Origin of the sequence: Cribrihabitans pelagius (assembly GCF_048820915.1) — a bacterium.
GTDB lineage: Bacteria > Pseudomonadota > Alphaproteobacteria > Rhodobacterales > Rhodobacteraceae > Cribrihabitans_A > Cribrihabitans_A pelagius.
In genome coordinates, this window is sequence record NZ_JBMERR010000001.1 from 206,630 (window position 1) to 229,115 (window position 22,486).

The 22,486-nt window shown below is 67.5% G+C and carries 22 protein-coding genes; 14 read left to right on the top strand and 8 right to left on the bottom strand.

The features are described from left to right. Positions 1–183: 183 nt before the first annotated feature. Positions 184–1,518: an ammonium transporter gene (locus ACOHX0_RS00940; protein WP_420674742.1), complete on the bottom strand. Its 1,335-nt coding sequence runs from the start codon at positions 1,516–1,518 to the stop codon at positions 184–186. 26 nt (positions 1,519–1,544) lie between these two features. Then, positions 1,545–1,883 (bottom strand): P-II family nitrogen regulator, encoded by a 339-nt coding sequence (locus ACOHX0_RS00945; RefSeq protein ID WP_420674743.1) that lies wholly within the window; start codon positions 1,881–1,883, stop codon positions 1,545–1,547. A 279-nt stretch (positions 1,884–2,162) separates the two neighbouring features. Here ACOHX0_RS00945 and ACOHX0_RS00950 point away from each other — a divergent pair, with 279 nt between their 5' ends. Then, positions 2,163–4,367 carry a transglycosylase domain-containing protein gene (locus ACOHX0_RS00950; RefSeq protein WP_420674744.1) on the top strand — a complete coding sequence of 735 codons (2,205 nt, stop codon included), beginning with the start codon at positions 2,163–2,165 and terminating at the stop codon, positions 4,365–4,367. Between the two features lie 608 nt (positions 4,368–4,975). Here the strand turns inward: ACOHX0_RS00950 and ACOHX0_RS00955 are convergent. Then, complete coding sequence (locus ACOHX0_RS00955) at positions 4,976–5,563, bottom strand: MlaC/ttg2D family ABC transporter substrate-binding protein (protein ID WP_420674903.1); 588 nt, start codon at positions 5,561–5,563, stop codon at positions 4,976–4,978. A gap of 5 nt (positions 5,564–5,568) precedes the next feature. Then, positions 5,569–6,330 carry an MlaA family lipoprotein gene (locus ACOHX0_RS00960; protein ID WP_420674745.1) on the bottom strand — a complete coding sequence of 254 codons (762 nt, stop codon included), beginning with the start codon at positions 6,328–6,330 and terminating at the stop codon, positions 5,569–5,571. Between the two features lie 188 nt (positions 6,331–6,518). Here ACOHX0_RS00960 and ACOHX0_RS00965 point away from each other — a divergent pair, with 188 nt between their 5' ends. The 6 genes from ACOHX0_RS00965 (at position 6,519) to ACOHX0_RS00990 (ending at position 12,425) form a co-directional block, all read left to right on the top strand. Further along, on the top strand, positions 6,519–8,252 hold the full coding sequence (locus tag ACOHX0_RS00965) for a type I secretion system permease/ATPase (RefSeq protein WP_420674746.1): 1,734 nt from the start codon (positions 6,519–6,521) through the stop codon (positions 8,250–8,252). Then, entirely contained in the window at positions 8,249–9,553 is a 1,305-nt protein-coding gene (locus tag ACOHX0_RS00970) for an HlyD family type I secretion periplasmic adaptor subunit (protein ID WP_420674747.1), read from the top strand. Before ACOHX0_RS00965 ends, ACOHX0_RS00970 begins: the two co-directional genes overlap by 4 nt. A gap of 97 nt (positions 9,554–9,650) precedes the next feature. Then, positions 9,651–10,112, top strand: coding sequence for a RidA family protein (locus ACOHX0_RS00975; protein ID WP_420674748.1), 462 nt, complete (start codon positions 9,651–9,653; stop codon positions 10,110–10,112). Beyond that, positions 10,109–10,882 (top strand): glycerophosphodiester phosphodiesterase family protein, encoded by a 774-nt coding sequence (locus ACOHX0_RS00980; protein ID WP_420674749.1) that lies wholly within the window; start codon positions 10,109–10,111, stop codon positions 10,880–10,882. Before ACOHX0_RS00975 ends, ACOHX0_RS00980 begins: the two co-directional genes overlap by 4 nt. A 50-nt stretch (positions 10,883–10,932) precedes the next feature. Next, positions 10,933–12,120, top strand: a complete 1,188-nt coding sequence (locus tag ACOHX0_RS00985) for a GNAT family N-acetyltransferase (protein ID WP_420674750.1) — start codon at positions 10,933–10,935, stop codon at positions 12,118–12,120. Continuing rightward, positions 12,117–12,425, top strand: coding sequence for a 4a-hydroxytetrahydrobiopterin dehydratase (locus tag ACOHX0_RS00990; RefSeq protein ID WP_420674751.1), 309 nt, complete (start codon positions 12,117–12,119; stop codon positions 12,423–12,425). Before ACOHX0_RS00985 ends, ACOHX0_RS00990 begins: the two co-directional genes overlap by 4 nt. A 418-nt stretch (positions 12,426–12,843) precedes the next feature. Here the strand turns inward: ACOHX0_RS00990 and ACOHX0_RS00995 are convergent, their stop codons facing one another. Continuing rightward, positions 12,844–13,332: a peroxiredoxin gene (locus tag ACOHX0_RS00995; RefSeq protein WP_420674752.1), complete on the bottom strand. Its 489-nt coding sequence runs from the start codon at positions 13,330–13,332 to the stop codon at positions 12,844–12,846. 97 nt (positions 13,333–13,429) lie between these two features. Here ACOHX0_RS00995 and ACOHX0_RS01000 point away from each other — a divergent pair, with 97 nt between their 5' ends. Both ACOHX0_RS01000 and rsmD read left to right on the top strand, forming a co-directional pair. After that, positions 13,430–14,641, top strand: a complete 1,212-nt coding sequence (locus tag ACOHX0_RS01000; protein WP_420674753.1) for an NAD(P)/FAD-dependent oxidoreductase — start codon at positions 13,430–13,432, stop codon at positions 14,639–14,641. Further along, positions 14,638–15,198 carry a 16S rRNA (guanine(966)-N(2))-methyltransferase RsmD gene (gene rsmD / locus ACOHX0_RS01005; protein ID WP_420674754.1) on the top strand — a complete coding sequence of 187 codons (561 nt, stop codon included), beginning with the start codon at positions 14,638–14,640 and terminating at the stop codon, positions 15,196–15,198. The genes ACOHX0_RS01000 and rsmD overlap by 4 nt, the downstream gene beginning before the upstream one ends. A 78-nt stretch (positions 15,199–15,276) precedes the next feature. Here the strand turns inward: rsmD and map are convergent, their stop codons facing one another. Then, entirely contained in the window at positions 15,277–16,086 is an 810-nt protein-coding gene (map, locus tag ACOHX0_RS01010) for a type I methionyl aminopeptidase (RefSeq protein WP_420674755.1), read from the bottom strand. A 156-nt stretch (positions 16,087–16,242) separates the two neighbouring features. Between map and ACOHX0_RS01015 the strand changes: the two genes are divergently transcribed. Then, positions 16,243–17,133 (top strand): mechanosensitive ion channel family protein, encoded by an 891-nt coding sequence (locus tag ACOHX0_RS01015; protein ID WP_420674756.1) that lies wholly within the window; start codon positions 16,243–16,245, stop codon positions 17,131–17,133. 175 nt (positions 17,134–17,308) lie between these two features. On the opposite strand, the gene sfsA is transcribed toward ACOHX0_RS01015, so the two are convergent. After that, entirely contained in the window at positions 17,309–18,007 is a 699-nt protein-coding gene (gene sfsA, locus ACOHX0_RS01020) for a DNA/RNA nuclease SfsA (RefSeq protein WP_420674757.1), read from the bottom strand. Between the two features lie 48 nt (positions 18,008–18,055). On the opposite strand from sfsA, the gene ACOHX0_RS01025 reads away from it, so the two are divergent. From ACOHX0_RS01025 to ACOHX0_RS01040, 4 genes are read left to right on the top strand one after another with little or no spacing between them, the layout of a single operon-like run. Beyond that, positions 18,056–18,778, top strand: coding sequence for a competence/damage-inducible protein A (locus tag ACOHX0_RS01025; RefSeq protein WP_420674758.1), 723 nt, complete (start codon positions 18,056–18,058; stop codon positions 18,776–18,778). Then, positions 18,775–19,512 (top strand): GNAT family N-acetyltransferase, encoded by a 738-nt coding sequence (locus ACOHX0_RS01030; RefSeq protein ID WP_420674759.1) that lies wholly within the window; start codon positions 18,775–18,777, stop codon positions 19,510–19,512. Before ACOHX0_RS01025 ends, ACOHX0_RS01030 begins: the two co-directional genes overlap by 4 nt. Then, positions 19,509–20,081 (top strand): peroxidase-related enzyme, encoded by a 573-nt coding sequence (locus ACOHX0_RS01035; protein WP_420674760.1) that lies wholly within the window; start codon positions 19,509–19,511, stop codon positions 20,079–20,081. Before ACOHX0_RS01030 ends, ACOHX0_RS01035 begins: the two co-directional genes overlap by 4 nt. Then, positions 20,072–21,004 (top strand): OmpA family protein, encoded by a 933-nt coding sequence (locus tag ACOHX0_RS01040; protein ID WP_420674761.1) that lies wholly within the window; start codon positions 20,072–20,074, stop codon positions 21,002–21,004. The genes ACOHX0_RS01035 and ACOHX0_RS01040 overlap by 10 nt, the downstream gene beginning before the upstream one ends. Before the next feature lie 372 nt (positions 21,005–21,376). Here ACOHX0_RS01040 and ACOHX0_RS01045 read toward each other — a convergent pair whose 3' ends face one another. Continuing rightward, entirely contained in the window at positions 21,377–22,288 is a 912-nt protein-coding gene (locus tag ACOHX0_RS01045) for a LysR family transcriptional regulator (protein WP_420674762.1), read from the bottom strand. Positions 22,289–22,486 lie beyond the last annotated feature (198 nt).

The following is a 22,486-nucleotide window of genomic DNA, read 5'->3' on the forward strand; positions in this document are numbered from 1 at the left end:
CGCCCTACCGAGGAACCGCCCAGCCGCCGCCAGATCGCCGCCGCGTGGGGGCGCGCCGGCGATGCGCGGCGGCCTGGCGGCCTTGTTCCGCGCTTTGGTGTTCTCATGATGGGCGGGGCGGTGCCCAGAAAGAAAACGGCGCCCCGCAGGGCGCCGCCTTTGCTTTCACATCTGCCCGATGGCTCAGCTTGGCGAGAACTCCGGGTAGGCCTCCATGCCCAGCTCGGCCATGTCGAGCCCGTTGACCTCGTCTTCTTCCTCGACCCGGATGCCGATGGTGGCGCGCAGCACCATCCAGACCACGGCGGAGGCGGCCACGGTGAAGACACCGATCACCGCGATGCCGGTCAGCTGTGTGAGCAGGCTTGCATCCGGGTTCGACAGCACCACCGCGATGGTGCCCCAGATGCCGCAGATCAGGTGCACCGGGATGGCGCCGACCACGTCGTCGATGCGCAGCTTGTCCAGCATCGGCACCGCGAAGACCACGATGACACCGCCCGCCGCGCCGATCAGCGTCGCGAGGCCCAGGCCCGGGGTCAGCGGCTCGGCGGTGATCGCCACCAGGCCGCCCAGGGCGCCGTTCAGGATCATGGTGAGGTCGGGCTTCTTGAACATCACCTGGGTCAGCACCAGCGCCGCCGCCGCGCCGGCCGCCGCGGCCGCATTGGTGTTGGCGAAGATGCGGGAGATGTCCGCCACGTCGCCCACGGTGCCCATCGCCAGCTGCGAGCCGCCGTTGAAGCCGAACCAGCCCATCCACAGGATGAAGGTGCCAAGCGTCGCCAGCGCCAGGTTGGAACCGGGCATCGGGATGGTCTTGCCGTCCTTGTACTTGCCGATGCGCGGTCCCAGAACCAGCGCCCCGGTCAGCGCGGCCCAGCCGCCCACCGAATGCACCACGCTGGAGCCTGCGAAATCCAGGAAGCCCATCTGGTCGAGGAAGCCGCCGCCCCATTTCCAGCTGGCCTGCAGCGGGTAGATGACGGCCGTCAGGATCACCGTGAAAATCAGGAAGGGCCACAGCTTGATGCGCTCGGCCAGGGTGCCGGAGACGATCGAGGCGGTCGCCGCGCAGAACATCAGCTGGAAGAAGAAGTCCGAGCCGGTCGCGGCATAGGAGTAGTCATCGGCCTGGTCCGCGGTGATCCCCACCGCCTCCAGCACGCCGGGGCCAAAGACGCCGGACAGAACCCCGTCCACCGCCCAGGTGCCCAGCGGGTACATCAGGTTGTAGCCGATCAGCCAGTAGAACACGGCAGCCAGGGAGAACAGCGCCATGTTCTTGGTCAGCTGCATGGTGACGTTCTTGGAGCGCACCAGCCCCGCTTCCAGCATTGCAAAGCCCGCCGCCATCCAGAACACCAGGCAGCCGCCGATCAGGAACAAGAGCGAGTTCAGGATGAACACCGTGTCGGTTGCCGGGTTCACACCCGCCGCCGGAGCCTCCTGCGCCAGCGCCAGCCCGGGCAGCGCACTCAGCGCCAGGGCCGCAAGGGGAAGGGTCAGTTTCTTCATAAGTCTTTCCTCCGGAACGGGCGCCTTCACAGCGCTTCGAGGTTGGTTTCGCCAGTGCGCACCCGCACCGCCTGGTCCACATCAAGGACAAAGATCTTGCCGTCGCCGATCTTGCCGGTGCGGGCGGTTTCGGTGATCACGCGCACGGCCTGCTCGGCCTGCTCGGCCGGCACCACCAGCTCCAGCTTCACCTTGGGCACAAAATTCACTTCGTATTCCGCGCCGCGGTAGATCTCGGTATGGCCGGCCTGCGCGCCGAACCCCTTGATTTCCGTGACCATCAGCCCCGAAATCCCGATCCCGGTCAGCGCTTCGCGGACCTCGTCGAGCTTGAAGGGCTTGATGGCGGCTATGATCATTTTCATGTCGGCACCTCTTTGCTGTGGCCTTGGGCCATGGCCGCAGGCCGAGGGGCCCGCGCTCTTTGCACCTGCAGCAAAGCCGCTGGGCCGAGTCGGGCCTATCCCGGGGCAGCAGGAATCCGCGCGTCTTTCTGCGAATGCACAATAATTTTGCGCCTTCCGTGCGGGGCGCATAAAAACCGCTCAGCTGAGGAAGGGGAGAAAGCCCGGATTCCGCCTCTACAAAGCGCGGCGGCCGCGGTATGGTCCCCGGCAAAACGGACTACCGGGCAGGAACTGGCAATGGCTCAAGGATCCGGGCGCAAGCCCTTGGTCGCAGACAGGCGCTATGGCGCACGCGGCAAGACCAAGCCGCCGCAGCGGCGCAAACCGGCGCAGAAGCCGCAACCCGCGCGCAAGGGGCTGTTCGGCCTGTTCGCGCGCAAGAAGACCCGCGCCCGCACGGCGCCGAAAAAGCGCGGCCTGCTTTATACGCTGCTGGCGCCGGTGCGCTGGGCGCTGCGGCTCACCTTCGGCTTTGCCTGGCGCGTCGGCATGGTGGTGTGTTTGCTGGTAGCGGCGGCGGTGGCCTTCCAGTACATGCGCCTGCCCGATGTCGCCGCCTATCTCGACGGGCGCGCGCGCGGCTCGGTCACGCTTCTCGACCGCTCCGGCGAGGTCTTTGCCTGGCGCGGCGACCAGTTCGGCGGCGTGGTGCGCGCCGATACCGTCTCGCCGCATCTGAAGAACGCCATCGTCGCCACCGAAGACAAGCGCTTCTACCGCCATTTCGGGATTTCGCCGCGCGGCGTCGCCAGCGCCGTGCGCATCAACCTCAGCGAGGGGCGCGGGCCGCTTTCCGGCCACGGCGGCTCCACCATCACCCAGCAGACCGCGAAACTCCTGTGCCTCGGCCGTGAATACGACCCCAAAGAGTGGAAGAGCGAAAGCGCCTATGAGGCCGACTGCCGCAAGAGCTCGCTCTGGCGCAAGGCGCGGGAGGCCATCTTCGCCCTCGCGATGGAGGCGAAATACACCAAGGACGAGATCCTCTCGATCTACATGAACCGAGCCTATATGGGCGGCGGCGCCTACGGCGCCGAGGCCGCGGCGCAGCGCTATTTCGGCAAGTCCGCCAACCAGCTGAACCCGGCCGAGGGCGCGATGCTGGCAGGCCTGCTGACCGCGCCGTCCACACTGGCGCCGACCAACAGCCTGGAACGCTCGCAGGACCGCGCCGCCACAGTGCTGCGGCTGATGCAGGAGCAGGGCTACCTCACCACCGCCGAGATGCGCCGCAACCAGGATAACCCGGCGGGCCTCAGCGAGGCTGCCGCCGCACGGGCAGGCGGCTATTTCGCCGACTGGGTGATGGATACCATTCCCGATTTCCTCGGCGACCAGACCACCGAGGACGTGGTGATCCGCACCACGCTTGACCAGCGCCTGCAGCGCGCCGCCGAATCGGCGCTGAAGGACGTGTTCGAAAACAAGGTGCGCGACGGCTCCAAGGCGCAGGCCGCGATTGTGGTGATGAGCGCCGACGGCGCGGTGCGCGCGATGGTGGGCGGGCGCAAGACGCGGGTCTCGGGCGTGTTCAACCGCGCGACGCAAGCCAAGCGGCAGACCGGTTCCGCCTTCAAGCCCTTTGTCTATGCCACCGCGCTGGAGCTGGGATATTCGCCCTATGACCGGCTGCTCGATGCGCAATACTGCCTGTCCATCCCCGGCTCCGGCCAATGGTGCCCGAAGAACTACACCAAGCGGTTCTATGGCGAGGTGACGCTGGCGCGCGCCTTGCGCGATTCGCTGAACGTGCCAGCGGTGAAACTCTCCGAAGCCGTGGGCCGCGACAAGGTCAGCCGGGTGGCGCGAGATTTTGGCATCGACAGCGACCTCGCCGCGGGTCCCGCGCTGGCGCTTGGCGCGTCGGAAAGCTCGCTTCTGGAAATGTCGGGCGCCTACGCTGGCATCCTGAACGGCGGGTCTTCTGTGACGCCTTACGGGGTGACCGAGCTGAAGCTGGTCGAAGACAGCGCGCCGCTGATGGGTGCCAGCGGCGGCATCGGCGAGCGGGTGATCCGCCCCGAGGCCGCACAGCAGCTGGTCTGGATGATGGAGAAGGTGATTGCCGGCGGCACCGGCCAGCGGGCGCAGATCCCGGGCTGGCAGGCAGCGGGCAAGTCGGGGACCACCTCGGCCGCCAAGGACGCCTGGTTCATCGGCTTCACCGCCGATTACGTGGCCGGGGTCTGGATGGGGTATGACGACAACACGCCGCTCACCGGCGTGACCGGCGGCGGCCTGCCGGCCGAGATCTGGCAAGAGACCATGGTGCGGGTGCACGAAGGCCTGGAGCCGAAACCGCTGCCGATGCTGGAGCCCGAACCGGTCGCGGCGCCGGAACCTCAGCCGCAGAAAAGACGCCGCCAGCGCCAGGGCCCGCAAATCGGCAAGGAGCTGGAACGCGCGGTGAACGGCATCCTGCGCGACCTCTTCGGCAACTGACCCCGCCCGCCCCGCTGCGGCCCCAGCTAACCCGGCCTCCGCGTCTCGCGCTGCCGCGGCCGGAGCTCTCCCGCCCGCCGCGGGCCTGCTGGCACAGACCCTTGGCCGTTGGGCCCGGCGCCGCCCCTCGCGGGGCGGCGCTGCGCCCTGCCGCAGGCAGGGCGCCCGACCCAACCGGCTTGCCGCATCCTTGATGCGGCAGGCGCCGGGCGGGAGGGCATCGGGTTCTGCGGTGTAAGAGGCAATCCATACAGGCGGGGCCCTTCCCGGCGTCTCCAGCTGAGGCAAGTGCGGAACCAGGCCGGGAGGCCGCCGCGCATTGCCCGCGCGCGCCCGCGCTGCGGCGATTCGGCCAGGGAAAGCATTCCGCCGGGAGGGTGCGCTGCAGTGGCCGGCAGAGGCTGCCAGTCACGATGGCAAGATCGCCTCCGCGCGCGCCGCTGCGCGTTGCATCAGGCAGGGCACAAGGGCGGAGATTGGCAAGGGAGTGGCCGGGCGTGCCGCGCCGTCAGGTCCTGACGCGCCCATGGCCAGGCCGCAGCGCGCCACGAAAAAGGCCCCCGAAGCGAGGGCCTGTCTTGGCTCTCGGGCGCGCCGCGCCGCCGGTATCAGCTCTGCCGCTTCAGCTCGGCCACCAGCGCGTCGATATTGCCCCGGTTGCGGTCCAGGATCGCGCCGATCTCGGTGCGCTCGGTCAACAGCAGGTTCACGCCCTCGATATACATGTTGAAAAACAGGTTCTGTCCCGACCGATTCGATACCAGGAAGGTCACCTCGAAGGGGGCCTGGCCCTTGAGATAAGCCACGGTGCTGACTTCGAACCACTTCTTCACCCGCTTGACGCCGGTCACCTCCAGCCGCCCGCCGATGAACTCGCGGAAGCGCTGGCCGTATTTGCGCGCCACATAGGCCTGGAAGGCGTCCGAGAACGCCCGTTTCTGCGCTGCCGAGGCGCGGCGGGCATCGGCGCCAAGCGCGTAGGCCGAGATATAGGAGGTGTCGCTGTAGCGCTGGAAGATGCGCTCGAAGTCGCGGTACATCGCGCTCTCGGACTTGCCGGAGCCGATCACCCGGTTGATGTCGGTGATCAGGCGGTTGATCAGCTGGCTGGCGTCGTTTTCGTTCAGCGCCCACAGCGCCTGCGGCGCGGCCAGCAGGGTCGCGCCCAGTCCGGTCAGGAAGATACGGCGGTCCATCATCATCAGAATCCTTCGGTGCTCAGTTCGAACGGGTCGATTTCCTCGATCTCCGCGGCAGTGCCCAGCTTGAAGCGGCGGTTCTGCAGGTAGATCAGCCGCGACTGCGAGTAGCTGTCGGCGCTTTCATAGAGAATCGAGTCGATCGTGTCGGAATACCTGCCGCGATCGCCCATCCGGCGCACCACCTGGGCATAGGCATTGATGTCATCGGCCGGATTGTTCCCGGCATAAGTGATCGGGTTGGTGAAGAAATCCACCGCCAGCCCCACCGCGTCGCGCCCGGTCGAGGGGCCGAACAGCGGCAGCTCCACATAGGGCCCTTCGGCGACGCCCCAGACATGCAGGGTCTCGCCGAAATCGGTGTTGACCTCCGGGATGCCGAATTCGGCGGCCGGATCGCCCAGGCCCGCAAGCCCGAGGGTGGAGTTCATCAGGAAGCGCGACAGCGCGTTGCCGGCCGTCTTCAGGTCGCCCTGCAGCAGCGCGTTCACCATCTGCCCCGGCATCGACAGATTCTCGGCGAAATCGGAAAACGCCGTCACCATCGGCGCCGGCACAATCGCGACATAACCCTTGGACGCGGGGCGGAAGGCCAGCCGGTCGACGCCGCGGTTGAAGCCGTGCACGGCGCGGTTGGCAGGCTCATAGGGGTCGTGCACTTCGCCTGCGGCCCGCGCCTCGGGGCTCTGCGTGGCGCAGCCAGCCGTTAGACCGGCTAGAATCAGCGCACCGGCGAGGAATAGGGGTCGCAACGAGAGGGTCATTCGATTACATGTCCATTCGGTCAGAATCTGCGGCACGGCGGGAAAGCACGTAGTAACCTTTTCCCACTATCCCAGATGCGTTGTGAATTTCGTGCCCGCATGTGGCATATTGGGAACAGGCGCAGGTGCGCAAGCACCGGAAGAATCCGCCTGATCCCGGCTCCCGAAACAGATATTGCAGTCCGAGCATGAATAAAAGCGTATATAAAGACGGCTATGAAGAGCTGCGGGCGGTGCGCCGCCAAAGCCGCGGCCTGTACTGGTTCACTGGAGTCTTCAGTTTCTTCGTGAACCTGCTGATGCTCACCGGGCCGCTCTACATGATGCAGGTCTATGACCGGGTGCTGGGCAGCCGCTCGGAGGCAACGCTGGTGGCGCTGTCGCTGCTGGTGGTGTTCCTCTACGGCATGATGGGCATTCTCGACTATGCCCGCGGCCGGATCATGGCGCGCGCGGGCGCGCGGTTCCAGGCGGCGCTGGACAAGCGGGTGTTCGACGCGATGATTCGCCGTTCCGCGGTGGCGCAGGACCCGGTGGCGCAGACCGGGCTGTCCGATCTCGAGGCGCAGCAGCGGCTGATTTCTTCGCCGGTGCTGACCGCGGGTTTCGACCTGCCCTGGACGCCGGTGTTCCTGGCCGGCATCGCGCTGTTCCACCCCTGGCTGGGCCTTTTGGCGCTGGCCGGCGGCGGGGTGCTGATCTTCGTTGCGGTGCTCAACCAGCTGTTCACCCGGACGCCGATGCAGAAGGCGCAGGCCACCGGCCACAAGGCCGGCCTGATGTCCGAGGAAATCCGCACCGAGGCGGAGATGATTCAGTCGATGGGCATGCGCGGCGCCGCCTTCAACCGTTGGAAGTCCGCGCGCCATGCAGCGCTGCAGGACTCGGTGGCCGCCAATGACACCGGCGGCGGCTATACCACGCTGACCAAGACGCTGCGGCTGTTCCTGCAATCGGCGATGCTGGGGCTGGGCGCCTATCTGGTGCTGCAGAACGAGGTGACGCCGGGCGCGATGATCGCCGGGTCCATCCTGATGGGCCGGGCGCTGGCCCCGATCGAGCTGGCGCTGGGCCAATGGGCGCTGGTGCAGCGGGCGCTGAAGGGCTGGCACAGCCTGGCCGAGCTGCTCTCCAAGGTGCCGGAGGAAAAACCGCGCACCGCGCTGCCCAAGCCCAAGGCGCTGCTGGAGGTAACCGGGCTCGCGGTGGTGCCCCCGGGTGACAGCCGCCCGCAGCTGCGCAATGTCAGCTTCCGGGTGCAGCCGGGCCAGGCCGTTGGCGTGATCGGCCCGTCCGGCTCTGGCAAGTCGACGCTGGCGCGCGCGCTCACCGGCGCCTGGCGCCCGGCCGCGGGCACCGTACGGCTCGACGGCGCGGCGCTCGACCAATACGACCCGGACGTGCTGGGCGCCCATATCGGCTACCTGCCGCAGCGGGTGCAGGTGTTCGAGGGCACGATTGCCCAGAACATCGCCCGCCTGGCCGGGGAGCCCGACCCGGAGAAGGTCGTTGCCGCCGCCAAAAAGGCTGCCGCGCATGAGATGATTCTGAAGCTGCCCGAGGGCTATGACACCAAGGTGAACGCCGGCGGCGGCCGTCTCTCCGGCGGGCAGATGCAGCGGGTGGGGCTGGCGCGCGCGCTCTATGACGATCCGGTCATCGTGATCCTGGACGAGCCCAATTCCAATCTCGACAACGAAGGCTCGATCGCGCTCAACACCGCGATCAAGCAGATCAAGGCGGAGGGGCGCTCGGTGCTGATCATGGCGCACCGCCCGGCCGCAATCCAGGAATGCGACATGCTCCTGGTGGTCGACCGCGGCACCCAGGCCGCCTTTGGCCCCAAGGACAAGGTGCTGCAGGAAATGGTCGTGAACCATCAGAACATCCGCCAGGCCAGCGGCGCGGGAGGTGTGCGATGAGCGTGGAAAAGGAATGGTCCGCACGGCGGCCGCTGATGATCGGCCTGGTCAGCCTGCTGATCCTGGTCGGCGGCTTCGGCACCTGGTCGGTGATGTCGTCGATCGCGGGCGCGGTGGTTGCCACCGGCCGCATCGAGGTCGACCGCAACCGCCAGGTGGTGCAGCATCTCGATGGCGGCATCGTCGCGGAGATCCTGGTGGACGAGGGCGACACCGTGAAGAAGGGCGAGACCCTGGTCCGGCTCGACGCCAACGAGCTGCGCTCGCAGCTGGTGATCACCGAAGGCCAGCTGTTCGAGCTGATGGCCCGCCGCGGCCGCCTGGAGGCGGAGCGCGACAGCGCCGGGGAGGTCACCTTCGACCCGGTGCTGCTGGAGCTGGCTGAAGGCCGTCCCGAAGTGCAGGACCTGATCGAGGGCCAGCGCCGCCTGTTCGAGGCCCGCAAGGAGACCACCGCGCGCGAGATCGAGCAGCTGGAAAAACGCCGGGCCCAGATCGAGGAACAGATCCGCGGCATCGAGGCGCAGCAAGCCTCGACCGAGACCCAGCTCGAGCTGATCAGCGAGGAACTGGAAAACCAGCAGTCGCTGCTCGACCGCGGGCTTGCCCAGGCCGCCACCGTGCTGAACCTGCGCCGCACCCAGGTCAACCTCGACGGCACATTGGGCGAGCTGGTCTCCAGCGAGGCCCAGGCCGAGGGCCGCATGACCGAGATTGACATCGAGATCCTGAAACTTGGCACCAGCCAGCGCGAGGAGGCGATCTCCCGCCTGCGGGACCTGCGCTACCAGGAGCTGGAACTGGCCGAGACCCGGCGCTCGCTGCTGGAGCGGCTGGAGCGGCTGCACATCACGGCGCCGGTCTCGGGCGTGGTCTACGGCATGGAGGTGCACACGCCGCGCTCGGTGATCCGGCCCGCGGAACCGGTGCTCTACTTGGTGCCGCAGGACCGGCCGCTGGTGATTGCGGTGCAGGTGCTGCCCACCGACATCGACCAGATCTTCCTCGGCCAGGAGGTGACGCTGCGGTTCTCCGCGCTCGACCAGCGCAACACGCCGGAGCTGTTCGGCGAGGTCACTCAGGTCTCGGCCGACGCGTTTGAGGATCCCAACACCGGGCAATCCCACTACCGCGCGGAAATCGAGCTGGACGAGGGCGAGCTGGAGCGGCTGCCGCCGGACACCGTGCTGATTCCCGGCATGCCGGTGGAAAGCTATATCCGCACCGCCGACCGCTCGCCGCTGGCCTATCTGGTCAAGCCGCTGGCCGACTACTTCAACCGCGCCTTCCGCGAGACCTGAGGCCGCAAAACCGGGGCAGGGGCTTCGCATTTGCTCTTTCGCATCGCGGCCCGCTTGGCTAGCGTCGCGGGCAAAACCGACAGGAGGACCCCGTGTCATGAGCATCGAAGCCAAGCTGAAGGAACTGGGCGTCACCCTGCCCGACGCCCCCGCCCCCGCGGCCAACTATGTGCCCTACGTGGTGGCCGGGGACATGGTCTATGTTTCGGGGCAGATTTCGGCAGACGAATCCGGCGCGCTGATCACCGGCACGCTGGGTTCTGACATGGATGTGGACGCAGGCCAGGCCGCCGCGAAACGCTGTGCAATTGCGCTTTTGGCGCAGCTCAAGGCGGCTTGCGGCGGCGATCTCGACCGGCTCGTGCGGGTGGTGAAGCTCGGCGCCTTCGTCAACTCCACCGCCGATTTCACCGAGCAGCCCAAGGTGGTGAACGGGGCCTCCGATTTCCTTGTTGCCGCGCTTGGCGACGCGGGCCGCCACGCGCGTTCCGCGGTCAGCTCGCCCTCGCTGCCGCTGGGCGTCGCGGTCGAGATCGACGGCGTCTTCCAGATCAAATGAGACCCGGGCTCCCCGCCGTCTTCCTGCAGGCGCCCATCGCGCACCGGGCGCTGCATGATGCGGCGCACGCCCGCCCCGAGAACAGCCGCGCGGCGGTCCGCGCGGCCCTGGCGGCGGGCTATGGCGTGGAGATCGACCTGCAACTGTCCGGTGACGGGCTCGCGGTGGTGTTCCACGACGCCACCCTCGACCGGATGACCGGAGCCGCCGGCCCGGTGCGGGAGCGCAGCCAGGCCGAGCTGGCGGCCCTCGCCCTCAATGGCGGCGACGGCGAGGGTATCCCGGCGCTGGCGGAGGTGCTGGCGCTGGTCGCGGGGCAGGTGCCTTTGCTGATCGAACTGAAGGACCAGGACGGCAGCATGGGCCCCGGCGTGGGTGCGCTCGAACAGGCCGTCGCGGACGCGCTCAAGGATTACGCGGGTCCGGTGGCGCTGATGTCCTTCAACCCGCATTCCATGGCGGAACTGGCGCGGCTGGCGCCGGAGATCCCGCGCGGGCTGGTAACCAGCTCGTTTGACCCTCAGGACTGGCCCGAGCTGCCCAAGGCGGTCTGCGACGACCTGCGCGGCATTCCCGATTTCAAACGGGTCGGGGCCGCGTTCATCAGCCACCAGGCCGATGACCTCGCCCGCCCGCGGGTTCAGGGCTTGCGCGACCAGGGAGTGCCGGTGCTGTGCTGGACGGTGAAGACCCCGGCCGAGGACAGCGCCGCCCGCGCCTTTGCTGACAATGTGACCTTCGAAGGCTACCTGCCGCCCGCCGCACCTTGATCGCGGCACCATCGGGCCCACATCAGAGCGGCGGAACAGGGGGGTAGCGGATGGATCAGCCGCGCATCAAGATTGAGGCACATTCCAGCCTGGCCACGATACCCGCGGCCGACTGGGACGCTTGCGCCTGCCCAGAGGCCGCGGACGGCCCCCGCCCGCGCGATCCCTTCACCACCCACCGGTTCCTCAGCGCGCTGGAAGAAAGCGGTTCGACGGGCCCGGGCACCGGCTGGCAGCCGCAATATCTCACCGCGCGGCAGGACGGGCTGCTGATCGCCTGCGCGCCGCTTTATGCCAAGGGCCACAGCCAGGGCGAGTACATCTTCGACCACAATTGGGCCCACGCCTACGAGCAGGCGGGCGGGCGTTATTATCCCAAGCTGCAGATCGCGGTGCCCTTCACTCCCGTCACCGGCCGCCGCTTCCTGGTGCGTCCGGGGTTTGAGGCCGCGGGCCAGGCGGCGCTCTTGCAGGGCGCGGTGCAGATCGCGGCGGACAATGACCTCTCCTCGCTGCATGTGACCTTCTGCACCCAATCGGAGGCGCAGATGGGCGCGGAGATGGGGCTGATGCACCGGACGACTCAGCAGTTCCACTGGCTGAACCAGGGCTACGGCACCTTTGACCATTTCCTCGCGGCACTCTCCTCGCGCAAGCGCAAGGCGATCCGCAAGGAACGCGCCCGCGCGCAGGCCTTTGGCGGAGACATCCGCACCTATACCGGTGATGAGCTGCGCCCGGACCACTGGGATGCCTTCTGGGCGTTCTACCAGGACACCGGCGCGCGCAAATGGGGCTCGCCCTATCTGACCCGCCGGTTCTTCGAGATCGCGCATGAGACGATGCGCGATGACGTTGCCCTGATTCTCGCCGAACGGGATGGCATTCCCATCGCCGGCGCGCTGAATTTCATTGGCCGCGACACGCTTTACGGGCGCTACTGGGGATGTGTCGAACACCACCCCTGCCTGCATTTCGAACTGTGCTACTATCAGGCCATCGATCTGGCTGTCGCCCTCGGGCTTGGCCGGGTGGAGGCGGGCGCGCAGGGGGAGCACAAGCTGGCGCGCGGCTATCTGCCCTGCCAGACCCACAGCCTGCACTGGGCCGCCGACCGCGGCTTTGCCGCTGCCATCGCCCGCTACCTGGAGGCAGAACGCCATGCGGTCGAAGAAGAAATCGAAGTCCTGACCAGCTATGGCCCATTCCGCAACCCGCACGTGGAGGAACACGAATGACCGAGAAACTTTCCGACGCCGCCCGCCGTCCGCTGCTGGAGCCTCTGTTTGCCACCGGATGGGAACTGGTGGAGGATCGCGACGCGATCTCCAAGACCTTCAAGTTCGGAAATTTCACCGATGCTTTCGGCTGGATGACCCGCGCCGCCATCTGGGCGGAGAAGTGGAACCACCATCCCGAGTGGAGCAATGTCTACAACAAGGTGACGGTGGTGCTGACCACCCATGACGTCGGCGGCATCAGCGCCCAGGACGCCAAGTTGGCCCGCAAGATGGACGGCCTCTACGGCGAGCCGCACAGCTGAGGCGCGCCGCGGCGTATCGGGCCGCTTGATAGGTCAGCAATGCTGTCCGGTTGTTTCGTGCGCGAAACATCGCGGCATGGCTGCTGACCTATCCTTTACAGGGGAAATCTCTGCACGAAATTGCCGGGCACGAAGCCGCGCATTGCCGGCGCGCGCGGAGGCGATCCAAAGGGGAATGATTGGCAGTTTATCCCCGCCAAGTCCGCAGACCCTTTCGAGGGACCGCCCAGCGGCAGCCACATCGCCGCCGCGTGGGGGCGCGCCGGCGATGCGCGGCGGCCTCTCGGCCTTGTTCCGCGCGGGGGGCTGCCACAAACCGAAGCTATTTCGCGTAATTTGGAGCCACGGCTGCTTTGCCGCAAAGTCCGGCCCGCAAGCCCGCGGCAGCCTAAACAAACCGCCGCAGGCCAGAGAGGCCTCAGCCCATCGCGTCCAGCAGCGCCTCGCCGCCGGAGATGTCGCACTGGCCGGGGTTCTCCTCCTGGTTCAAGACCTTCACCTCGCCGTCCTCGACCAGCATGGCATAGCGCAGCGAACGGCCGATCAGCCCGGCGGGCGGCGCATCGAACCGCATGCCGATCGATTCCGTAAAGCTGCATCCGGCATCCGCCAGCATGGTGATCCCGGCGTCCTTGGCGCCGGTCGCATCGCCCCAGGCCGCCATCACGAAGGGGTCGTTGCCGGCGATGCAGATGATCTCGTCCACGCCCTTGGCGGCCAGCTGGTCCTTGGTGCGGATGAAGCTCGGCACATGCGCCGAGTGGCAGGTGGGCGTAAAGGCCCCCGGCACCGCGAAGATCGCCACCTTGCGGCCCTTGGTCTTCTCCGCCAGCTTCACCTCTTCGGGGCCGTTTTCGCCCATCTGCGTCAGGGTTGCCTCCGGCAGCCGGTCTCCGACAGAAATCATGGCAGGGTCCTCTCTCTCGTGATTGCGTTTTGGGGTGCCCGGTATATAGGGTCCGGGGAAAGCGTGACGGGATCTACTGCGGGAGGCAAGAGGCGAGATGAGTGATATCGTCGTGATCGGGGCGGGGCAGGCCGGTGCCTCGCTGGTGGCAAAGCTGCGCAAGGAGAGGTTTGAAGGCAAGATCACCCTGATCGGCGCCGAAGAGGCGCTGCCCTACCAGCGCCCGCCGCTCTCCAAGGCGTATCTCCTGGGCGAGATGGAGGCCGAACGGCTGTTCCTGCGCCCCGAAAGCTTCTATGCCGAAAACCGCATCACCCTGAAACTGGGCTGCACGGTCACCGCGATCGATGCGCAGGCCAGGACCGTCACCTGCGGCGGGGAGGTGATCCCCTACGATCAGCTGGCGCTCACCACCGGGTCCGAGCCGCGCCGCCTGCCGGAGGCAATCGGCGGCGGGCTGGAAAACGTCTTTGTCGTGCGGGGGCTTGCGGACGTGGACGCGATGGCGCCGCATGTGACGGACGGCAAGCGCGCGCTGATCGTCGGCGGCGGCTACATCGGGCTGGAGGCCGCCGCGGTCTGCGCCAAACGCGGGCTCAACGTCACGCTGGTGGAGATGGCGGACCGCATCCTGCAACGGGTGGCGGCGCCGGAGACCTCGGACTATTTCCGCAAGCTGCACCAGTCGCATGGCGTCGGCATCCGTGAGGGCACCGGGCTCGAACGGCTCGAGGGCGAGGACGGCAAGGTGGCGCGCGCGGTGCTCTCCTCCGGTGACGTTCTGGACGTGGATTTCGTCGTTGTGGGCGTGGGGATCACGCCGTCCACCGCGCTGGCGGAACTGGCCGGGCTTGAACTTGACAACGGCATCAGGACGGACGCGCAGGGCCGCACCTCGCAGCCCGCGATCTGGGCCGCAGGCGATTGCGCCTCCTTTCCCTTCCAGGGCCGCCGCATCCGGCTGGAAAGCGTGCCCAACGCCATCGATCAGGCCGAGGTCGTGGCGCAGAACATGCTGGGCGCGGGCAAGGACTACGTGGCGCAGCCCTGGTTCTGGTCCGACCAATATGACGTGAAGCTGCAGATCGCCGGGCTGAACAGCGGCTATGACGATGTGGTGACGCGCCAGGGCGAAGGGCAACAGGTCTCCTTCTGGTACTACAGGGGCGATCAGCTGGTGGCGGTCGACGCGATGAACGACCCGCGCGCCTATATGGTGGCGAAACGGCTGATCGATGCAGGGAAAACGGCGGACAAAGCCGTGGTGCGTGATCCGGCGGCGGACCTGAAGCCGCTCCTGAAAGCGTGAGGATCATCGCCGGCAGGTTCCGCGGCCGGGCGCTGGCCGCGGTGGGCAAGGGCGATGCGGGCGCACATCTGCGCCCCACCACCGACCGGGTGCGCGAAAGCCTGTTCAACGTGCTGATGCACACCGGGGCGATCCCTGGCGCCAAGGTGCTCGACCTCTTTGCAGGCACCGGCGCGCTGGGGCTGGAGGCGCTGTCGCGCGGCGCGGCGGAGGCGGTCTTTGCAGATGACGGCCGCGTCTCCGCGGGGCTGATCCGCAAGAATATCGCGCTATGCCGCGCCGAAGACAGCACCATGCTGATCCGCAGGGACGTGCTGAAGCTCGGCCCCAACCCGGGCGCGCCTTGCGGGCTTGTCTTCCTTGACCCGCCTTACGGCAAGGGCTTGGGGGAAAAGGCACTGGCGGCGGCGCTGGCCGGCGGCTGGATCGCCGGGGACGCGCTTGTAGTCTGGGAGGAAAGCGCGCCGATGCCCGCACCCGAAGGCTTCACCCTGCACGACGCCCGTAAATACGGCGATACCCACATTACGCTGATGTGGCGCGGCACAGGCGCTTGAGGCTCCAAGACCCTCAGTTACTTTCTGACCACAAATACCCCGGGGTCCGGGGCAGAGCCCCGGTCCGGATCTTTCCACTCACCCGTAGGTCGGATGGAATTTCCCGGCCGGCGACAGGGTGAAGATCTCCGCGCCGTCCGCGGTCACGCCCACCGAATGCTCGAACTGCGCCGACAGCGACTTGTCGCGGGTCACCGCGGTCCATTCGTCAGCGAGGATCTTGGTCTCCGGGCGGCCCAGATTCACCATCGGCTCGATGGTGAAGAACATGCCCTCTTCCAGCACCGGACCGCTGCCTGCGCGGCCGTAGTGCAGCACGTTGGGCGGCGCGTGGAACACCCGGCCGAGCCCGTGGCCGCAGAAGTCGCGCACGATGCTCATGCGCTGCGCTTCGGCGTAGGTCTGGATCGCGTGGCCGATGTCGCCGAAGGTGTTGCCGGGCTTCACCGCCTCGATCCCCTTCATCAGCGAATCGTGGGTGACCTGGATCAGCCGTTCCGCCTTGCGGCTGAGCTTGCCCGCCACATACATGCGCGAGCTGTCCCCGTACCAGCCGTCGACCACCACGGTAACGTCGATGTTGAGGATATCGCCGTCCTTCAGTTTCTTGTCGCCGGGGATGCCGTGGCAGACCACGTGATTCACCGAGATGCAGCTGGCGTGCTGGTAGCCCTTGTAGCCGATGGTCGCGGAGGTGGCGCCGGCCTCTTCCACCATTTCGGTGATCCGGCGGTCGATCTCGCCGGTGGTCTGGCCGGGGAACACTAGGGCGGCGATGTCATCCAGGATCCGCGCCGTCAGGGCGCCCGCCGCGTGCATGCCCGCGAAGTCCGCAGGCTCGTGAATACGGATGCCGTCCCTGGTCGTGCGGCCGTCTTTCGATCTCATATGGATGGGCTCCAATCTCTGCCTGTCGCCCCTGTATGTAAGAGGTTTGGCGCAAAAGGGCCAGAGGCAGGCGGCGCTGGGCAACCGGGAACTTTTGCACCGCGGCGGCATTTCCTCTAGAGAGGCCAAAACCGGAACAATGAGGACTGCGCCGCAATGGAAAGCGTCAACGAGCTGATCGAGACAGAAATCTACAACGGGAAGTCGCTTGCGGACCTGGTGACGCTGGAATTCCTGGCGCAGGTGCTAGGCAACGTGCTTCTGGCCATTGTGATCCTGTTGATCGGCTTTGCGGTGGCCAGCTGGATCAAGCGGCGGATTGTCAGCGTCGGAGAAGCCCACGTCCATCTGGACGACACGCTGTTCCACTTCCTCGGCAATCTGGCGCGCTACACCATCCTGGCTTTTGCGGCGCTGTTCGTGCTCAACACCTTCGGGGTCAAGACGACCTCCATCGTCGCGGCCATCGGTGCTGCGGGGCTGGCCATTGGCCTCGCCATGCAGGGCGCGCTGTCGAACCTGGCGGCAGGCGTGATGATCGTCATCTTCCGCCCTTTCAAGCTGGGCGATTTCATCGACGTGGATGGCGTGATGGGCACGGTGAAGGAGATAACCCTCAACAACACCGTGCTGGCGGATCTGTCGAACGTGAAGACGATCATTCCCAACTCCGAGGTCTGGGGCAACACCATCGTGAACTACTCCGCCTATCCGACCCGCCGCGCCGAGTGGACCTTTGGCGTCGGCTATGGCGCCGATCTCGACCTGGCCGAACGGGTGATCCGCGACACCATCATGGGCGACAGCCGCTCGCACAGCGAGCCCGCGCCCTTCATCCAGGTGAACGGCCTCAACAGCTCCTCGGTCGATTTCCTGGTCCGGGTCTGGGTCAATGCGGCGGATTACTTCCAGTACCAGGCCGACATGAAGCGCCGCGTGAAAGAGGCACTGGATGCGGCGGGGGTCGATATTCCCTTCCCGACCCGCACCCTGGTGCAGGCGCCCTCCGCGCCGGCGGGCGAGGGCCGCGCCGAAGCGGCGGAATAACCGGAACAGTGACAGGGCAGACGGCGCGGAGTTCCGCGCCGTTTTCCTTTTGCGGAGGGCTTGCAGCCGCCGCCCGGTATTGCCGGCGCCCCGCGCGGAACAAGGCCGTGAGGCCGCCGCGCATCGCCGGCGCGCGCCGACAAGGCCCGGCTCCGCTCTTTGGAGGCAGTGTCTCCTACGCCGGCAGGGTGCCTGCGATCTCCACGCCGCCGGGCGTGATCCGGGTGGTGAGCACCAGCCGCTCCACCCCAGCGGCTGCGGCGGCCTCAAACCCCGCGGCATAGGCCGGGTCGATATCGGCGGCGAGCGCGAAGCGGGTGCAATCGGTCCGCTGCACCAGATAGAGCATCATCGCGCGGTGGCCCGCCTTTGCCATCGCCGCAAGCTCGCCCAGGTGCTTGGTGCCGCGGGCGGTGACGCTGTCGGGAAATTCGGCAAGACCCGGCTGCCTTGACAGGGTCACGCTTTTCACCTCGACATAGCAATCGGGCAGGCCCGGCTGGCTCAGCAGGAAGTCGATGCGGCTGTTTGCGCCGTATTTCACCTCTGCCCGCACGGCCTCGTAGCCTGCAAGCTCCGGGATCTCCCCCGCGAGCAGCGCGCTGCGCAAGGCACGGTTCGGCACCGAGGTGTCGACGCCGGTGAAATGGCCGTCCGGCTGCTCGACCAGCCGCCAGCCGTACTTCAGCTTCTTCTTCGGATCGTCATTGGGCTCCAGCCAGATCCGCATGCCCGGCTCCGCCAGCCCCATCATCGAACCGGGATTGGCGCAATGGGCGGTGACCTCGCGCCCGTCCTCAAGACGGCAATCGGCGAGGAAGCGTTTGTAGCGGCGGATCAGCACCGCCGGGATCAGAGGGGTTTCAAAGCGCATGGATCTGGGCCTATACCTGCCTAAAGGCGCGTGCAAGGGAGCAAGATCATGGCCAATCCAACCGCGGCGATGCTGGTGATCGGGGACGAGATCCTGTCGGGGCGCACCCGGGATGCCAACATGCATTACCTCGCGGGCGAGCTCACCAAGCACGGCATCACCCTGAGGGAAGTGCGCATCGTCAGCGACGACGAGGCCGCCATCGTGGAGGCGGTGCAGGCGCTTGCGGCGGGCCATGACCATGTGTTCACCAGCGGCGGCATCGGCCCGACGCATGACGATATCACTGCCGATTGCATCGCCAAGGCTTTCGATGCGGCGCTCGATGTGCGCGGCGATGCGCGCGCCATCCTGCAGGCGCATTACGACACGCAAGGCCTGGAGCTGAACGAGGCCCGCCTGCGGATGGCCCGCATTCCCGAAGGTGCTGTGCTGATCGAAAACCCGGTCTCCGCCGCGCCGGGCTTCACGCTCGGGAACGTGCATGTGATGGCCGGCGTGCCGCTGATCTTCCAGGCGATGGTGGCAAGCGTGCTGCCGACGCTTACCGGCGGCGCGCCGGTCCTGTCGCAGAGCCTGCGGGTGATGCGCGGCGAGGGCGAGATTGCCGCCCCCTTGCGGGCGCTGGCGGAGACCTACAGCGATCTGTCCGTAGGCTGTTACCCGTTCCAGAAGAACGGCGTATTCGGGGCCAATGTGGTGATCCGCGGCACCGATGGCGCACGGGTCGATGCGGCGATGACCGAGCTTGCCCGGGACCTCGGCCAGTGACTGGCGCCACCCGCTACTATGCCGTTGCCGAGGCGACCTGGCCCGCGGCGTCCACCCGGCGGCTCGGACCTGTCACCCTGCGCGAGGGGCAGGGCGGCGGCAGCCGGGTGTCGGCGGCGACGGTGGAGGGCGGCAGCGCCAGCGAGGCGGAGATCGCCGCGGCCGAGGACGCGATGCGCGCCATGGGGCAGGACTGCCTGTTCATGATCCGTGAGGGCGAGGCGGCGCTCGATGCGCAGCTGGCAGCGCGCGGCTACGAGGTGAAGGATCCGGTGGCGCTCTGGACCTGCCCGGTGGCACAGCTCACCGATGTGCCGGTGCCCCGCGTCACTGCCTTCTGCGTCTGGGAGCCTCTGGCGATCCAGCACGAGATCTGGGCCGCGGGCGGCATTGGCCCTGCGCGTTTCGCCGTGATGCAGCGCGCGCCGCAGCCGAAGACCGCGCTTCTGGGCCGCCTCAATGATAAACCGGCCGGGGCGGGATTTGTGGCCATTCACGACGGCATCGCCATGGTGCACGCGCTGGAAGTGGTGCCGCAGCACCGCCGCTCCGGCATGGGCAAATGGCTGATCCGGCAGGCGGCGTTCTGGGCCGAGCAGCAGGGGGCAAACGAGCTCGCCTTGCTCAGCACCCGCGCCAATAGTGCTGCCAACCGGCTTTATACCGCGCTGGGCCTGCGGGAAGCGGGCCAGTACCACTACCGCATTCTCAAGGGAGGCACGCAGCCCGAATGACCGACGACACCCTGCCCACCGCGCTGAACCTGCCGATGGCGGACCCGCTGCCCGAGGCGACGCAGAAATACTTCGCCGTCTGCGAGGAGAAACTGGGGCTGGTGCCCAACGTGCTGAAGGCCTATGCCTTCGATCCCGAGAAGCTCGACGCTTTCACCGCGATGTACAACGGGCTGATGCTGGCCGACAGCGGGCTGAGCAAGCTGGAACGGGAGATGATCGCGGTCGTGGTCTCCTCGATCAACCGCTGCTACTACTGCCTGGTGGCGCATGGCGCAGCGGTGCGGCAGCTGTCGGGCAACCCCGAGCTGGCCGAGATGCTGGTGATGAACTACCGCGTGGCGCCCCTGGACGCGCGGCAGCGCGCGATGCTGGACTTTGCCGCGAAGCTCACCCGCGCCAGCGCCGAGGTGGTGGACGCCGACCGGCAGAGCTTGCGCGAGGCCGGCTTCAGCGAGCGCGACATCTGGGACATCGCCAATGTGGCGGGGTTCTTCAACATGACCAACCGGGTGGCCAGCGCAACCGCGATGGCGCCGAACCCCGAATACCACGCCCAGTGCCGCTGAAACTCCGGGGCGCCGCCTTGCTGATGGCGGCCGCGCTCGCCGCGCCTGCCGCGGCGGCGGAACTGGCGCTGCCCGCAAACGCGGTGCCTCTGGCAGAACGGGAAACCCCGCTCGGCGTCTACCGCTTGCCGGTGGGTCCGGAAGCCGAAGGCGCGGTGCCGGAGCGCCGTTTCGAGGGCCGTATCCTGCGCCGCACCTGGCGGCTGGAAAGCAGCGCAACCGTGCTGCAGGTGCTCGCGCCCCTGCGGGCGCAGCTGGAGGCCGCGGGATATGAGCTGCTGCTGGACTGCGCCGCGCCGGAATGCGGCGGCTTCGGTTTCCGCTTTGCCACCGAAGTGGTGCCCGCACCGGACATGATGGTGGACATTTTCGACTATCATGCCCTGTCTGCAGCGAAGGGCGAGGCGGCGGTCTCGCTTCTCGCCTCGCGCTCGGGCGGGTCGGTCTATCTGCAGGTGATCGAGGCCGCCCCGGCCGGTGCAGATACCGCGCTGCCGGCGGTGCAGGCGCCTCGGGATGTTGCTCCGGCCGCCGCACCCGATGGCGGTGCCGGGCTGGAGGCACGGCTCATGGACGAGGGCCGCGCGGTGCTGCGTGACTTGCGCTTTGCCAGCGGCACAATGCAGCTCAGTGAAGGCGCCTATGAAAGCCTCGCGGCACTGGCCCGGGTGCTGGAGGAAAATCCCGGCACCCGTATCCTGCTGGTGGGCCACACCGACACGGTGGGCGCGCTGGAGGCGAACCGCGAACTCTCGCGCGAGCGGGCGGCGGCGGTGCGGAGCAGGCTCGTTGAGGCCCACGGCGCCGACGCGGCCCGCATCGAGATTGCAGGCGCGGGCTACATGGCGCCGGTGGCCTCCAACCTCACGCCCGAAGGCCGCCGATTGAACCGCCGGGTCGAGGCGGTGCTGATCGCCGGGTAGGCGCCTTTCCAGAATCGGCGAAGGCGGGTCGGCCTGCGTCGCGGGCGGCGGCCAGCGGAGCCCTCCCGCGCCCGCAGCAGCCCTGGCTGCGCCAGACCCGCTTGGCGGCCTTGGGCCAGGCCCGGCGCTGCGCGCCGGGCCTGGCCCAACGGGCACTGGTGCAGGTTCCCTGCGCCGGGGCCGGGCGGGAGGGTTCCCGCCTGGTCCGGCAGGAGGGGCAATCTGCCATAGCCCGGGTCCGGCGAGCCGCGCTGGGATTTTCCAGCGCCATGCAGGCCCGCAAAAAAAGACCCCCGCGCTTGGGGCGGGGGAAGGAGGGCTTTTGGCAAGCCTTGCGAGGAAAAACGGAGCCGGGCGCGGCCCGGCCGAGGGTCAGGTCTTCCAGTCCGACGGGCTGCGGCCGGCAAAGGCGGCGGCAAGGAAGTCGATGAAGGCGCGGACCTTGGGCTGGGTGAACTTGCCGGGCGGGTAGACCGCGTAAATGCCTTGCGTCTCCACCGGCAGGTTCGGCATCACGTCCTCGACCAGCCCTTCGGCCATCGCACCGGCATAAAGGTAGCTGGGCAGATAGGCGATGCCGAGGCCGGAGATCGCCGCGTTCAGCAGCGACTGGCCGTCGTTGACCGACAGCCAGCCCGAGGTGCGGACCTGGCGCTTCTCGCCCGAGGGGGCGGTGATCTTCCAGACGTTGCCGCTGGACTGGCTGGAATAGTGCAGCAGCTTGTGGTTGTTCAGCTCGTCGATCTTCTGCGGGCGCCCGAATTTCTCCAGATACCCCGGCGCCGCGATCATCCGCTTGGTGGTTTCGGTCAGTTTGCGGGCGCGCAAGGAGCTGTCCTCCAGCTCGCCGATCCGCACAGCCATGTCGAAACCTTCGGAGATTAGCTCGACGTAGCGGTTGTTCAGCACCATGTTGACAGTGATGTCCGGGAAGTCGCGCAGGAAGTCCGACAGAACCGGCGACAGGTGGTTGACGCCAAAGTCGGTCGCAACCGAGATCCGCAGCAGGCCCGAGGGCGCCGATTGCATCGAAGTGACCAGCGCATCCGCTTCGCCCGCATCGTTCAGCACCCGGCGGGCGCGGTCGTAGTAGGCAAGGCCGATCTCGGTTGGCGACACCCGGCGGGTGGTGCGGTTCAGCAGCCGCGCGCCAAGCCGGGCTTCCAAGCTGGAGACATGTTTCGAGACGGCCGATTTGGAGATGCCCATCTTGCGGGCCGCATCGGTGAACCCGCCCTGATCCACCACATTGGCAAAGGCCTCCATCTCGGTCAGTCGATCCATGTTCTGCATCTCCATCTGCCGGCCCTTCGCCGGTGGTTGGACCCAGACTGGTGGCGGAATCGGGCAAGATCGGGGCGCGGGTGGGATAATTGCGAGGTTTCGCGGGGATCGTTTGCAGCGCGGAAACGGCTGGGCGGCTGCGGCGCGGGGCAGGCTGCGGCATGAATCTCGCGCAAAAGCCGCTGCGAAAAGCGGGCG